This window comes from Arthrobacter sp. cf158 (genome assembly GCF_900106835.1).
Lineage (GTDB): Bacteria > Actinomycetota > Actinomycetes > Actinomycetales > Micrococcaceae > Arthrobacter.
Genome location: NZ_FNNR01000023.1, coordinates 1 through 13,118 on the forward strand (window position 1 = coordinate 1; position 13,118 = coordinate 13,118).

The following is a 13,118-nucleotide window of genomic DNA, read 5'->3' on the forward strand; positions in this document are numbered from 1 at the left end:
GCAGCGGACCAAATGACCCGCGGCTTCATCATCGGCGCCACCGCAGGACGGACCACCCTCACCGGCGAAGGACTCCAACACGCCGACGGACACTCCCCCATCCTGGCCTCCACCAACCCCGCCGTGAAAACCTACGACCCCGCCTACGGCTACGAAATCGGCCACATCATCCGCCACGGCCTCGAACAAATGTACGGACCAGACGCTGACGATGACAGAAATGTCATGTACTACCTCACCGTCTACAACGAACCCATCACCCAACCCGCGGAACCGGAAAACCTCGACCTCAACGGACTCCTCAAAGGCATCTACAAACTCGCAGACGCCCCCACAGGAGAGGCCAACCGGCCCACCGCGAACATCCTCGCCTCCGGCGTGTCCGTACCCTGGGCCCTCGAAGCAGCACGGATCCTCAACGAGGACTGGGGAGTCGCCGCCGACGTCTTCTCCGTGACCTCCTGGAACGAACTACGACGCGACGGACTCGCCGCCGAAGAACACGCCTTCCTCAACCCCGGCCAACCCGCCCGCACCCCGTTCATCACCGAACAACTCAAAGACACCACCGGACCCGTCATCGCCGTGTCCGACTACATGAAAGCCGTCCCCGACCAAATCCGCCAATTCATCCCCAACGACTTCGCCTCCCTCGGAGCAGACGGCTTCGGCTTCTCCGACACCCGCCAAGCCGCCCGCCGCTACTTCAAAAACGACACCCACTCCATCGTCGCCAAAACCCTCCAGTTGCTGGCGGCGAGAGGTGAAGTTGAGGAGGGCGCGCCGTCGTACGCCATTGACCGCTACAAGCTGCTGGACGTGAACGCCGGCACCACCGGCGGAGCAGGCGGAGACGCCTAAACAACCCGCACAAACGACAGTTGGCGGCAGTGTTCGTGAAGAACACTGCCGCCAACTGTCATTTCGCTGGGTTTCGCTGAACGGGCATCAGGTGCCCAGGTTCCGCCTGTCGACCACGAAGCCTGTTGCCGCATTCTCGCGGACTGCGTTGATGCCGGCCACAACGGCCTTCAAATTCGGGAACTGTGGCGACACTGCCACAACCGTGCCGTCCTCGGCCGTAAGCCGGAATCGGAATGAGTTACTACCTGCTTTGAGAATCTCGAAACTACCCGCCATTTTCCCCTGTCCTCACGCGTCGTTGCGTACCCGAGCTGACTGCATAACTCCCACACCGACCCTAACGGCCATTGAGGGACACCAAAAGCCCTACTGATCGGTAATTTACAACCGATATCGGTAGATCTCTTCGAAAGCATCCAAGGAGCTAGAGACCGCATGGAACCCCGCGCGTATCGTGAGGATATGACTGACTCCGGCATGGCCCCAGTGACGGGCGTGCTGCTTGCTGCGGGCGCCGGCACCCGCTTGGGCCGCGGCCCCAAGGCGCTGCTCCCCTTCCGCGGCCGCACCCTGGTGGAGGTCCTGGCCGATACGCTCTTCGACGGCGGCTGCCGCGAGGTTGTGGTGGTGCTGGGAGCCGAGGCCGAACATGTTCGAAGCGTCACGGACCTGGGCACGCACGTGGTGGTGGAGAACGAAAAGTGGGCCAAAGGAATGGCTGGCTCCTTCCGCGCCGGAATCGACGCCGCAGCACCGGGCAACAGCATCATGGTGGCCTTGGTGGACCAACCGGGTTTAACCCCGACGGCGGTCAGCAGGCTGCTGGGCAGCCACCACCCCGGTCGGGTCACGGCGGCCGCCTACCCTGACGAGTCAGGCCACCTGAAGCGCCGGCACCCGGTGATTTTCGACGTCGGGCTTCGATCCGAAGCGGCCGCAGCGGCCAATGGCGACACCGGAGCGCGTTCGTTCCTCAAAGCGCATCCGGGGCTGGTTGATCTGGTGGACTGCAGCGACCTTTGCTCCGGCGAAGACCTGGACACCAAGGATCAACTGCATCTTTTGGACGGATAACGGCGGGTACATTAGGGTCCATGATCCGCATCGCACTTGATGATCCCGCACGCCCTGATGTCCACCAGCTCCTCAGCGAGCACTTGGCCGACATGTTCGCAACCTCTCCGGCCGAGAGCGTACACGCCTTGGACCACTCCGCTTTGTCCCACGAGTCGATCACGTTCTGGACAGCACGCGAGGACGGGGTTCTGTTGGGATGCGGAGCACTGAAGAAGATCTCCAGTGGTCATGCCGAGATCAAGTCGATGCGCACAACAACCAGCGCGCGTGGACGTGGCGTGGCAACTCTGATGCTTGAACACATCGTGGCCGAGGCCGCCCGGCTTGGTTACGGGCGCCTGAGCCTGGAAACGGGCACCGAAGACTACTTCGCTCCCGCACGCCGCCTGTATGCACGGCACGGATTCACGGAATGCCCGCCGTTTGCCGACTACACGCTGGACCCAAACAGCGTGTTCATGGAGCTCACGGTTTCACCCAAGTAGCTGGCATTAGTGGTTGTTCCCAGGGCTGGGAACAACCACTAATGCGAGTCAGTTGGGGATGAGGGTGCGGTCCCGGAGGGCCAGGTAGATCTTGTCCCGTGCGATGGGCAGCTCGCCAAAGCGGATGCCTGTCGCGTTGCGGATGGCGTTGGCCAGCGCAGGTGCCACGGGATTGAACGGGCTCTCACTCATGGACTTGGCACCCAGCGGTCCGGTGGAGTCGTTGGTGGTGGCGAAATAGACCTCGCTCCTGGGCACGTCCGCAAAGGAAGGAATGTGGTATTGCCGCAGGATATCCGTGGTGACCCGCCCGGTGTTGTCCACTTTCACTTCCTCGTACAGCACCGCACCCAGCGCCTGCGCAATGCCGCCCTCGATCTGCCCACGGCACTGACGCGGGTTGACCACCACACCGGCATCGGCAGCCTGCACGCTTTGCAGGATCCGCAACTCGCCCGTCCCCGTGTTCACAGCGACCCGGAAACCGTGGACGTTGAACGCCACAGACCGTGGCGTTCCTCCCCAGTTCCCATCAGTGGCGAGCCGCACGCCTTGGAGCCGGGCGGCGTCGACGATGTCCGTCAGCTGTACTGTGCGATCGCCGCACTGGACAGCTCCGTCCACCAAACGGCAGTCCGCCAAGGCGGCTCCCGTCAGGGACGCAGCGACTGTCTGTATCCGGGTGGCGAGTTCCAGCGCCGCACCCAGGGTCGCCTTGCCGGCCACCACGGTTCCGGCCGAACCGAAGGCACCGGTGTCATGCTCTACGAGGTCGGTATCCGACTGGCGCACAGTCACCTTGGACGCAGTGGTAGCCAACGCAGTGGCGGCCAACTGCGCGTGCACCGTGGTGGTGCCGTTCCCGAATTCGGCCGTTCCGACGTCGACGGCGAACCTTCCGTCCGCTTCCAGGCTCACCCGGGTGTGGGCGAAGTGGCCGCGGGGCGGGACGGTGTCGATCATGGACAGGGCCGAGCCCTCCCCCACGACCCAATCAGGCCCAAAATCGTCCAGTCCGGCGGCACGGTACCGCTCCTTGCCACGGGCCAGAGCATCGCGCACCAGGGCCACGCACTGGTCCAGGCCATAGCTTCCGTAGTGTACGTCTTCCTCGGGCTCGGGCGTGGTGGAGAGCATGTGATCCCCGGGACGGACCATGTTCTTGAGCCGGAACTCCAACGGGTCCATGCCGATACCCACCGCCAGCTCGTCAATGGCTGACTCGATCGCGAAGATCATCTGACTCAACCCGTAACCGCGGAAAGCGCCGGCCGGAACAGTGTTGGTGTAGACGGCGTGGGCGTCCACCTTCTTGTTCACGCATTTGTACACAGCCAACGACTCGCCGCAGCCATGGAACATCACGCCGGGAGCGTGGTTTCCGTACGCGCCGGTGTTGGTCAGGACATCCAATTGCAGCGCCGCGAGATAGCCATCCTTGGTGGCGCCCGCCTTGAGCTTGATGGTGAAGGGGTGACGGGTAGTTGTGGCAATGAACTGCTCCGTGCGGGTGAACTCCACCTGTACCGGGCGGCGGAGTTTCAGTGCTGCGAGGGCCACCAGATCCTCTGTGAGGACCTCCTGCTTGCCACCGAAGCCGCCGCCAACCCGGCCGGCCACAACGCGGACGGTCTCCGGCGGAAGGTTGAACAACCGGCTCAGCGTCCGCTTCACCAGGAACGGCACCTGGGTGGAGGAACGGACAATCAGCCGACCGTCCTCGTCCAGCCAGGCAATGGAGGCGTGGGTTTCCATAGCGACGTGCTGCACACGTTGTGTCTGATAAGTGTGCTCGTGGATGAAGTCGGAGGCAGCAAAGCCATCGGCAACGCTACCCAGCTCCGCATGCACTTCTGCCACCACGTTCTGGAGCGGCCTCGAAATCCTGGACGCTTCGCCGTCCTTCTCACCGTGAATTGCCGGGGCTCCCGGAAGGATGGCCTCTTGCGGAGTGAATACCGGTTCCAGAAGTTCATACTGGACCGCCAATGCCCGGGCTCCGGCCTCCGCTGCACCGACGGATTCGGCCACGACTGCTGCAACCCGCTGCCCGATGAAGCGCACCACGTTGTCCAGGACCCGGGTGTCATCGGGATCGTCCGTGTAGTTCTCGTGCTGGGCAGTGGAGAACAATTGCTGCGGTGCATCCTCGTGCGTGAACACCGCAACCACGCCAGGCACAGCAAGCGCCGGCGCCTTGTCGATGGACACGATCCGGGCATGCGCATGCGGCGAACGCAGGAGCTTCAAATGCAATAAGCCAGGAAGTTGCTCCGCTGGAACGTCCAGGGTGTACCGGGCGGTTCCGGTCACCACGGCGTTGCTGGCGAGAGCGGGTACGTTGTCGCCGAGCTGGCCGGGGGTGGCTTCCACGGCAGGCGTTTCAGCGGCTGCGCTCGGGGTTCCCACAACGGCCTGTGACTGCGCCCCGGAAACGTCAGCTCCGGCGTCGTGCTGGTGACTGCTGCCATGGCCACAGACGGCGTCCGCGATGGAGCGGTAGCCGGTGCAGCGGCACAGGTTGCCCTTGAGGTTGCGGGGCAGGTTGGCGCGTTGCTCGTCGTCGAACGTGGCGGCCGTCATCATCATTCCGGCCGTGCAGAAGCCACACTGGAAACCCTGGCCCTCGCTGAACTGTTCCTGCACAGGGTGGAGTTCCCCCTCCTTGGAAAGTCCTTCGATGGTGGTGACGGCTTTGCCCTCGGCGCGGACGGCGGGGTAGATGCAGCTGTGGACGGGCTTGCCGTCGACGTGGACGGTGCAGGCTCCACAGTCGCCGCCATCGCAGCCCTTCTTAACGCCGAAGTTGCCCTCTTCGCGGAGGAATGTGCGGAGGCACTGCCCGGGGCGGGGCATGGCCTGCGAGGCAGCTCCGTTGATCTCAATTGCCATTCGGGGCCTCCTTCTGCTGGATGTTTGATGGTTCTGGCTGCGCGGACGGTTGCGGCGACGTGGCGTGAGGCGGCCAGAAATCGCCGGACACGTGCATGGACTCACCCAGCAGCTCCGCCCTGATCTCCTCGGCCAGCTTGAACGTCATATCGCGGCGCCATGCCGGGAGCCCATGGATGTCGTCGTGGTACAGCGGCCAGGGAATGGAATCGCCGACGGCGTCAGCCAGCGTCCCGGCGTCGGGAACCTGCCCCGCGGGGAACCTCAGCTGCACGGGCCTTTTGGTGGACGCGGTCACCGTGATGACCAAGGTACCGTCGGGATCGAGGCGCCCGATCAGCAGCACGCCGGAGCGTCCCAGGTTGCTCAGGGACAAGCGCCGGAAGGCGACCCTTGCGGACAGCGCGGTGGCTGGCAGGTGGATACTGCGGAGCAAATCCCCGGGTGCAAGGGCAGTCTGCATATCGCCAGTGACGACGTCCGCCACCTGGACTGTCCGGCTGCTTCCGTCCGGGCTGAAGATGGTAGCCACGCCGTCGAGTCCTGCGCAGAGTGAGGTCATGGGTCCAGCCGGGAGGCCGGTGCAAATATTGCCGCCCACCGTGGACATGTTCCAGATCTTGAACGAGGCCACGAACGAGTCGCAACACGGGCGGATCAGAGCCAGCCCGGGCCATTCGCGGGTGGCTGCTTCGTTGGTTTGTGGCAAGGCGTAAAGCTCGGCGACGGTGCAGGTGGCGGCGAGTTCAAGGCCGTCATCTGTCACGGTGATGGCGGGCCAGTTGGCCTCGCCCAGGTCCAGGAGGCGCTTGAGGACGGTGCTTCCGTAGGAGAAAAGGACTGTGCCTCCAGCGAGCCAGGCGTCGCCGTCGCGCCAAAGGGCAGGGTCCGTGGTGGGCACCACGGCCTCGATGGTGTTCATGTCCATGGGTCCTCCTGAGTGAGGTATTGGGGTACTTGTTGGACCGGCGCTGGATGAATGGGGCCGGTGGTGTCTTTGAGGGAGGGGAAGCCGCCGATGATGGTGGGGTCGACTTTGGTACCCGCTTTGGTACCCGCCTTGATACCGGCCGCGCCGCGCTCCGCCACGATTTCGGCCGTGATGGAAACCGCTACCTCGGCCGGTGTCACGGCTCCTAGGTCCAGGCCGATCGGCGAATGCAACCGTTCCAGCGCTTCCGGAGTTGTCCCGGCGGCAAGCAGGGCATCAACCCGTTGACGGTGGCTGCGACGCGATCCCATGGCGCCGACGTACGCGAGGTTGAAGCGCAAAGCTGTTTCCAGCAACGGGATGTCGAACTTGGGGTCATGGGTGAGGACGCACACCACTGTTCTGTTATCGATGCGGCGTGCTGCTGCCTCAGCCTCCAGGTAGCGGTGGGGCCAGTCGGTGACCACCTGATCGGCCCCGGCGAAGCGGCTTTGCTGTGCGAAAGCGGGCCGGGCATCGCAGAGGGTGACGTTGTAGCCGAGGAGTTGCCCGGCGGGGAGCAACGCGGCACCAAAGTCGTTGGCTCCAAAGATCAGCATCCGCGCGGCCGGCAAGCGGCTCTCAACAAACAAGGTGATGGGCTCGGGCTGGGTTTCTTCTTCCTGGCTCTCGGCAGCCCACCTGTCGGTGGTGACCCAACCATCAATGCATTCCTCCGGCGGGGCCAACCGGACCAGCCCTGCACGTCCGCCTTGGAGCAGCGGTTCAACCTGGGCAGCGGCGGCGAAGAGGGTGGCGGGGTGGTCCCCCACCAATTTGGCCAGCTCCTCTGATTCCATGGCGCGGAACCGCACAGGATCATTGATGACAACTACTCCTCCACCGGCACCCAGCCTGCGGATAAGTGCCACAGCCGCGGGGGCTTGGGCCTGGTCCTTGGTGGGCGGCTGTCCAGTAAAAAGGGAAAGCTCAGGCGATCCGGCGCCCAGCGGCTGGATATGGACTTCCAGTTCCCCTCCACAGGTGAGTCCGACGGCGAACGCGTCCTCGGCACTGTAGCCGAACGACTCGAGGCGCGGGCCGCCGTCGCGCATGGCTTCCAGTGCCGCCTCCACGACGGCGCCTTCCACGCAGCCTCCGGACAAGCTACCCAGGATTTCGCCATGTTCGGAGACCATCATGGAGGTCCCCATGGGCCGGGGCACGGAGCCGCCGGTCCCTACGATCGTGGCCACAGCACACAGTTGGCCAGAGACCGCAGGCCGCCAGCTGCCCAGTGAAGGCATCAGATCCAGCATGGCAACACATCCTTATTCCAGGTGTCCCGGCCAGGTTGCCCGGCCGGAGCAGTGCGCGATCTTGCCTCATATTCTCATTTCCAGAGGTTGTTGAGGGGTAGTCGCGGCTTATCAGTAAAAGTTCAATGGCTAAGAGTTCATAGGAACGGGGGCAAGGGCTTCATCTCCCTGCCCCCGTTCCCTGACGGAGCGCAAGGACCCAGCCGCCGCCCGCCGTCGTGCCTGTTCACAAGGGACGACGACGGCGGACGCCTATTCGTGCGGTGGGTTCCGACGGACCGTCGATCGGAGTGCCGGTTGTGATCCCGCCGGCGCGGGGTGGGGCTCCGGGCTAGACGCCCATCAGGGCGTTGATGGGGCCCCGGGCGAAGTAGATGATGAAGCCCACCGTGACCACCCACATGAGCGGGTGTACCTTCTTGGCCTTGCCCGACGCTGCGCTGATGACGGCGAAGGAGATGAACCCGACGCCGATGCCGTTGGCGATGGAGTAGGTCAACGGCATGGTGACAATGGTGAGGAACGCAGGGAGCGCGATGGAGAACTTGGTGAACTTGATCTCGCGGATCTGCGCCATCATCATCGCGCCCACCACCACCAGTGCTGCCGCAGCTACTTCCAAAGGCACCACCGAGGTGAGCGGGGTGAAGAACATCGAGCCCAGGAACAGCAAGCCGGTGACCACTGAAGCCAAACCGGTGCGGGCTCCTTCGCCGATGCCTGCCGCAGAGTCGATGTACACGGTGTTGGACGAACCGGACGTTGCGCCACCCACCACTGCGCCCATGCCTTCAACAATGAAAGCGGACTTCAGCTTGGGGAACGTGCCGTCCTTGTGAGCCACGCCTGCGCTCTTGGCCAGGCCGGTCATGGTGCCCATGGCGTCAAAGAAGTTGGTGAACACCAGCGTGAAGACCAACATGGTGGCCGCCAATCCACCGATCCTGGCGAATGAGCCGAAGAGATCGAACTGGCCCACCAGGCTGAGGTCCGGAACAGACACCAGCTGGCTCGACAGGATGGGCACATTGAGGTGCCAGCCGCCGGGGTTCTGGGCGCTGCCGGGGCCGATGTGGAACACTGCCTCGACGACTGCGGCAAGGACGGTGGTGGCGACGATGCCGATCAGCAGGCCGCCCTGGATCTTGCGTGCCACGAGGATACCCATGGTCAGCAGTCCGACGATGAAGACGAGCGTGGGGATGGAGGTGATGGAACCATCGTTGCCGAGCTGAACCGGCGGGCCGCCTGCTGTCGGGCGGACAAAGCCGGAGTCCACAAAGCCGATGAAGGCGATGAAGAGGCCGATGCCTACGGTAATGGCGGCCTTGAGCTCCTTGGGTACTGCCTTGAAAATCGCCGTCCGGGCGCCGGTGGCACCGAAGAGGACAATCAGGATGCCGTTGATGACCACCAGGCCCATGGCTTCTGGCCACGTGACTTCCTGGATGACCGCCACGGCAAGGAAGGAGTTGATGCCCAGGCCGGCGGCGAGGCCGAAGGGCAGGTTGGCTACGAGGCCGAATACGATGGTCATGACGCCGGCGGTGAGGCCCGTAACGGCACCCACCTGCGCTGCGGAAAGCCAGCCGCCCGCCACGTCAACCGGAGCGTTGTCTGCCGAGAATCCACCCAGAATGAGTGGGTTCAGGATGACGATGTACGCCATGGTGAAGAACGTGACCAGGCCGCCGCGGAATTCGCGGGCCAAGGTGGAGCCACGCTTGGAGATCTGGAAGAACTTATCCAGGAAGGAGTTCGACGCCGGGGGCTTTTTGTTGCCATCGGCCAGGCCCGTTGCCGTGTGCTTTGCTTGTGCCGCTGTGGGCTCTGCACTCTTTCCGCCATTGGGGAGGAGTGCAGCCTGCTTTTCAGCGGAATTGTCCAGGATTGTCATGTCAGCCACCGGGCCCTAGTAATCAATCCTGGAATCAAGCGTGTTCCATGTGTTGAACGGCTGGAGGGCCGCCGGAGCCTGGGGGTCGCCCAGTTCCAGCTTGGCTACCGGCATCAGCGCGTCCCGGTTGTCGTTCTCGAAGTACTCGTAGAAGACGGCGTCGTCGAAGCCGACGGATGCGGCATCGTGACGGTCTGCGGCAAAGAACACGCGGTCAACGCGTGCCCAGAGTGCGGAGGCCAGGCACATGGGGCACGGCTCGCAGCTGGTGTAAAGGGTTGCTCCGCTGAGATCGAAGGTTCCCAGTTCGCGGCAGGCGTTACGGATGGCCGTGACTTCTGCGTGTGCGGTGGGATCGTTCGTGGCGGTAACGCGGTTGACGCCTTCGAAGGCTCGTCCGTCCGCGGTGACAATGACGGCGCCGAAAGGGCCACCACTGTTGAGGACATTGGCTGTTGCCAGCTCAATGGAGGTGGCCAGGAATTGCTCGGCCGTGACGGTTGTACTCATGTTGCGACTTCCTTAGTGCTGTGGAAGCCAGGTGACCGTTCGGGGGCGCTACAAAAAGGAGCTCCAGTTAGCTTGGTTACCAGGCTTCAGCATGTGCGATGAAGGTTAAGTTGCGCCTGGTAGATAGCTTCCCGAGGTCCGGGTGCCCGCCTTTGGCAGTTAGAGCGTAGCACCACGATTGTGAGCCGCGCCATAGTTTTTTGAAAATTTAATTTCGTCATACGAAATTAGTTAATTCAGCAGGACGATCTTGAACCGGCACCGGACTGATGCCAAATGTGACCGGGTTGCGCCTGCAGGCGTTGACTGCCGCCGTCGAGCATTTTACGCTTTTTGCACCGGACGCCTCAGGTGGACCGGCAACCTGGATCAGCAGACAGGGCCTAACTGAGCTGGAACGCGTACACGCCGACCAGACAAGGAACCTGTCATGACCCCTCTTTGGATCAAGAACCCGCTGGGTATCTTCACCGCAAACGACCTCGACGCCGGCGGCGGCCTGGTTGTTGCTGACGGAAAAATAGTGGAGCTGGTGCCTTCGGGCGGGCAGCCTACTTCTCCCGCAACCGTTTTTGACGCGTCCGGGCATGTGGTTCTCCCCGGGCTCATCAACACCCACCACCACTTCTACCAAACGCTCACCCGCGCCTGGGGACCGGTGGCCAACGCGCCGTTGTTCCCCTGGCTGCAGAATCTCTACCCTGTGTGGGCACGATTGACGCCCCGGAGCCTGGAACTTGCGGTGCAGGTTGCGCTTGCAGAATTGCTGCTTTCCGGCTGCACCACGGCCGCCGACCACCACTACCTCTTCCCCGACGGCATGGAAGACGCCATTGACATCGAGGTAGCCGCAGTCCGCCAGATGGGGATGCGGGCCACGTTGACCCGCGGTTCCATGACGCTGGGAGAGGACGACGGCGGGCTGCCGCCCAGGACCACGGTCCAGTCGCCTGAAGCGATCCTTGCGGACAGCGAGCGGCTCATCCGCAAGTATCACGAAACCGGTGACGGGGCAGTTGTGCAGATCGCGCTTGCCCCGTGTTCGCCATTCTCGGTGACCAAGGAAATCATGGCCGAGAGCGCCGCCATGGCCGAACGCTTCGACGTCCGGCTCCATACCCATCTTGCCGAAACCATCGACGAAGAAGACTTCTGCCAGTCCATGTTTGGGCTGCGGACCGTGGACTATTTGGATTCCGTGGGCTGGCTGGGATCCCGCACCTGGCTGGGCCACGGCATCCACTTCAACGACGAGGAGATTGCCTGGCTGGGAGCCGCGGGCACCGCCGTCGCACACTGCCCCACCTCCAACATGCGGCTTGCATCCGGGACCGCGCGCGTCCTGGAACTTGAGGCAGCGGGTGTGCCCGTGGGACTCGGGGTGGACGGATCGGCGTCAAACGATGCTTCCAACATGATCCTCGAGGCACGGCAGGCACTGTATTTGCAGCGGCTCCGCTACGGCGCATCCGTTCCCGTGGAGCGGGCGCTGGGTTGGGCGACGCGTGGATCCGCTGCGGTTTTGGGGCGTTCTGACATCGGGCAACTGGCTCCAGGGATGCAGGCCGATCTGGCACTTTTCAAGCCTGACGAGCTGCGTTTCTCCGGCAGCCACGACCCCGTAGCTGCATTGCTGCTCTGCGGCGCCGACCGTGCCGACCGTGTGATGGTTGGCGGCGACTGGAGGGTAGTGGATGGTGCGATCCCGGGGCTGGACGTGGCCGGGCTGATCGCCGAGCACTCCGCCGCTGCCCGGAAGCTGGTGGCTGGGTAGGTTCAGCTCTCCTGCGCGAAATCGCCGGAACGCGCCCATTTCACAGGGAACGTTCCGGCGAATTCGCACTGTTCCGGCTATCTGGTCGCCTTAGATCGCGATCTTGTAAACGTGGTGCGTGTACTCGTTGGCGAACGAGTCCGTGAACTTACCGTTCTGCACGGCGATGGTCCGGTTCTCCCCAACAACCTCCACTTGCGTGCCAGTGATCCCAGCAGGAAGCGTGAAGGTCTTCGAACCCGTAGAACCGTTCAATCCGATGCCCGCAAAGAGGTATGCACTGCCATCCTTGGCTTTCAACATGGTGTCGGTTCCTGCGGCGCCTGCATTCCACACATAGCTCTGCGTGTTGAGGACAGGTGCCAGAGCCTGGATACCAGCGAGGGCGGCCTTGATCTTCGCCTTGCGGTCAGCCGGCGCCTGCACCAAGGAATACGTCCCGAACCCCGACTGGCCGTTGTTGTTGTGCTGGAAGATGCTGATCCCGCGCGCCTCATGGATGATGCCGGACCACATGGCGCCCTCCATCTGCTCGGGCGTGATGGTCCGGTCATTGGAGGCGTTCAGGAACGGCCTGGCGGACTCAACGAAAATCCAGTTCGGGTGGATGCCCGGTGCCGACTGGAACGTCCGCATCTGATCCAACTGCCAGCCGTAGGCCGCTGACGTGGCCGTCTTTGCGCCCTGCGGCCATGACGGAGTCCGGTTCAACTCATCCTGGAGATCAGCCCGTGTGTACATGTAGTTGTCCACGGATGCAGCATCAACGGCCGCCATGAACTCATCCATGAGTCCCGGCGCCCAGTAGGTGCCAAGGATGCCCTTGGAATAGTTGGCGAAAGCGAACCTGCCATCGTTGAACCCGCGGATCTGCGCCACCTTGCCCGTCATCTGCTGAAGGTTTGCCGCGTACGTGGAGCCATTGCAGCCCAGCCCGAGCATGTCGCACTCGTCGTAGGTGTCCCAGCCGACCACGCCGGTGTTACTGCCCACTTCGACACGTGACCACTCCGTGCCGGCGATGACCAGCATGCCCGTGTTGGTAATGGACGCCATCGTTGAACCGTCGTGTTCGGCGTTCTGGTAAACGTTCACGCCAATGTCCTTCAACTGGGCGGCGTGCTCAGGTTTGCCGTAATAGACACTGACCGGGAACAGGTTGGGGTTGTTAAGCTTTGCCGCTCCAGGGAACTTTGCCCAGTAGGCAGGCCCGCCATCCCAAGGGATCCTGGCCAGGTTGGTGAGGGTGCCCGTGCTCGGAGGTGGCGTGGGCGTCGGGGTTGGCGTCGACGTAGGCGTCGGCGTCGGGGTTGGGGTCGGCGTCCGCGTCGGCGTCGGGGTTGGGGTCGCCGTCGGACTAGCACTCGGCGTCCGCGTCGGCGTCGGGGTT

Annotated in this window: 10 protein-coding genes and 1 pseudogene; 4 read left to right on the plus strand and 7 right to left on the minus strand. The window is 63.4% G+C overall.

Going from position 1 to position 13,118, the window contains the following annotated elements; translation table 11 throughout:
• Positions 1-861, plus strand: a pseudogene (locus BLW08_RS23420) (pyruvate dehydrogenase (acetyl-transferring), homodimeric type); the annotation flags it as partial.
• 87 nt (positions 862-948) lie between these two features.
• Here BLW08_RS23420 and BLW08_RS23425 read toward each other — a convergent pair.
• Positions 949-1,140 carry a YegP family protein gene (locus BLW08_RS23425; protein ID WP_090823460.1) on the minus strand — a complete coding sequence of 64 codons (192 nt, stop codon included), beginning with the start codon at positions 1,138-1,140 and terminating at the stop codon, positions 949-951.
• Between the two features lie 159 nt (positions 1,141-1,299).
• On the opposite strand from BLW08_RS23425, the gene nboR reads away from it, so the two are divergent.
• Both nboR and BLW08_RS23435 read left to right on the plus strand, forming a co-directional pair.
• Positions 1,300-1,938 carry a nicotine blue oxidoreductase gene (gene nboR, locus BLW08_RS23430; RefSeq protein ID WP_090823458.1) on the plus strand — a complete coding sequence of 213 codons (639 nt, stop codon included), beginning with the start codon at positions 1,300-1,302 and terminating at the stop codon, positions 1,936-1,938.
• Between the two features lie 20 nt (positions 1,939-1,958).
• Positions 1,959-2,426: a GNAT family N-acetyltransferase gene (locus BLW08_RS23435; RefSeq protein WP_090823455.1), complete on the plus strand. Its 468-nt coding sequence runs from the start codon at positions 1,959-1,961 to the stop codon at positions 2,424-2,426.
• 48 nt (positions 2,427-2,474) lie between these two features.
• Here the strand turns inward: BLW08_RS23435 and BLW08_RS23440 are convergent, their stop codons facing one another.
• The 5 genes from BLW08_RS23440 to BLW08_RS23460 form a co-directional block, all read right to left on the minus strand.
• Positions 2,475-5,318: a molybdopterin-dependent oxidoreductase gene (locus BLW08_RS23440; protein ID WP_091328619.1), complete on the minus strand. Its 2,844-nt coding sequence runs from the start codon at positions 5,316-5,318 to the stop codon at positions 2,475-2,477.
• On the minus strand, positions 5,308-6,246 hold the full coding sequence (locus BLW08_RS23445) for an FAD binding domain-containing protein (RefSeq protein ID WP_090823451.1): 939 nt from the start codon (positions 6,244-6,246) through the stop codon (positions 5,308-5,310). Before BLW08_RS23445 ends, BLW08_RS23440 begins: the two co-directional genes overlap by 11 nt.
• Positions 6,237-7,547 (minus strand): XdhC family protein, encoded by a 1,311-nt coding sequence (locus tag BLW08_RS23450; RefSeq protein ID WP_091328621.1) that lies wholly within the window; start codon positions 7,545-7,547, stop codon positions 6,237-6,239. The genes BLW08_RS23445 and BLW08_RS23450 overlap by 10 nt, the downstream gene beginning before the upstream one ends.
• 331 nt (positions 7,548-7,878) lie before the next feature.
• Positions 7,879-9,453: an NCS2 family permease gene (locus BLW08_RS23455; RefSeq protein ID WP_090823447.1), complete on the minus strand. Its 1,575-nt coding sequence runs from the start codon at positions 9,451-9,453 to the stop codon at positions 7,879-7,881.
• Positions 9,454-9,459: 6 nt separating this feature from the next.
• A complete protein-coding gene (locus tag BLW08_RS23460; protein WP_017200639.1) occupies positions 9,460-9,954 on the minus strand; it encodes a nucleoside deaminase in 495 nt (164 codons plus the stop codon).
• A gap of 430 nt (positions 9,955-10,384) precedes the next feature.
• On the opposite strand from BLW08_RS23460, the gene BLW08_RS23465 reads away from it, so the two are divergent.
• Positions 10,385-11,728, plus strand: coding sequence for an 8-oxoguanine deaminase (locus BLW08_RS23465; RefSeq protein WP_091328624.1), 1,344 nt, complete (start codon positions 10,385-10,387; stop codon positions 11,726-11,728).
• 90 nt (positions 11,729-11,818) lie between these two features.
• Here BLW08_RS23465 and BLW08_RS23470 read toward each other — a convergent pair.
• On the minus strand, positions 11,819-13,118 hold a 1,300-nt coding region (locus BLW08_RS23470), incomplete at its 5' end, for a hypothetical protein (protein ID WP_254780034.1).

Excerpts from the sequence above, each read along its gene's own strand:
- BLW08_RS23425 (WP_090823460.1), bottom strand. The coding sequence starts at position 1,140 with ATGGCGGGTAGTTTCGAGATTCTCAAAGCAGGTAGTAACTCATTCCGA.
- nboR (WP_090823458.1), top strand. The coding sequence starts at position 1,300 with ATGGAACCCCGCGCGTATCGTGAGGATATGACTGACTCCGGCATGGCC.
- BLW08_RS23435 (WP_090823455.1), top strand. The coding sequence starts at position 1,959 with ATGATCCGCATCGCACTTGATGATCCCGCACGCCCTGATGTCCACCAG.
- BLW08_RS23440 (WP_091328619.1), bottom strand. The coding sequence starts at position 5,318 with ATGGCAATTGAGATCAACGGAGCTGCCTCGCAGGCCATGCCCCGCCCC.
- BLW08_RS23445 (WP_090823451.1), bottom strand. The coding sequence starts at position 6,246 with ATGGACATGAACACCATCGAGGCCGTGGTGCCCACCACGGACCCTGCC.
- BLW08_RS23450 (WP_091328621.1), bottom strand. The coding sequence starts at position 7,547 with ATGCTGGATCTGATGCCTTCACTGGGCAGCTGGCGGCCTGCGGTCTCT.
- BLW08_RS23460 (WP_017200639.1), bottom strand. The coding sequence starts at position 9,954 with ATGAGTACAACCGTCACGGCCGAGCAATTCCTGGCCACCTCCATTGAG.
- BLW08_RS23465 (WP_091328624.1), top strand. The coding sequence starts at position 10,385 with ATGACCCCTCTTTGGATCAAGAACCCGCTGGGTATCTTCACCGCAAAC.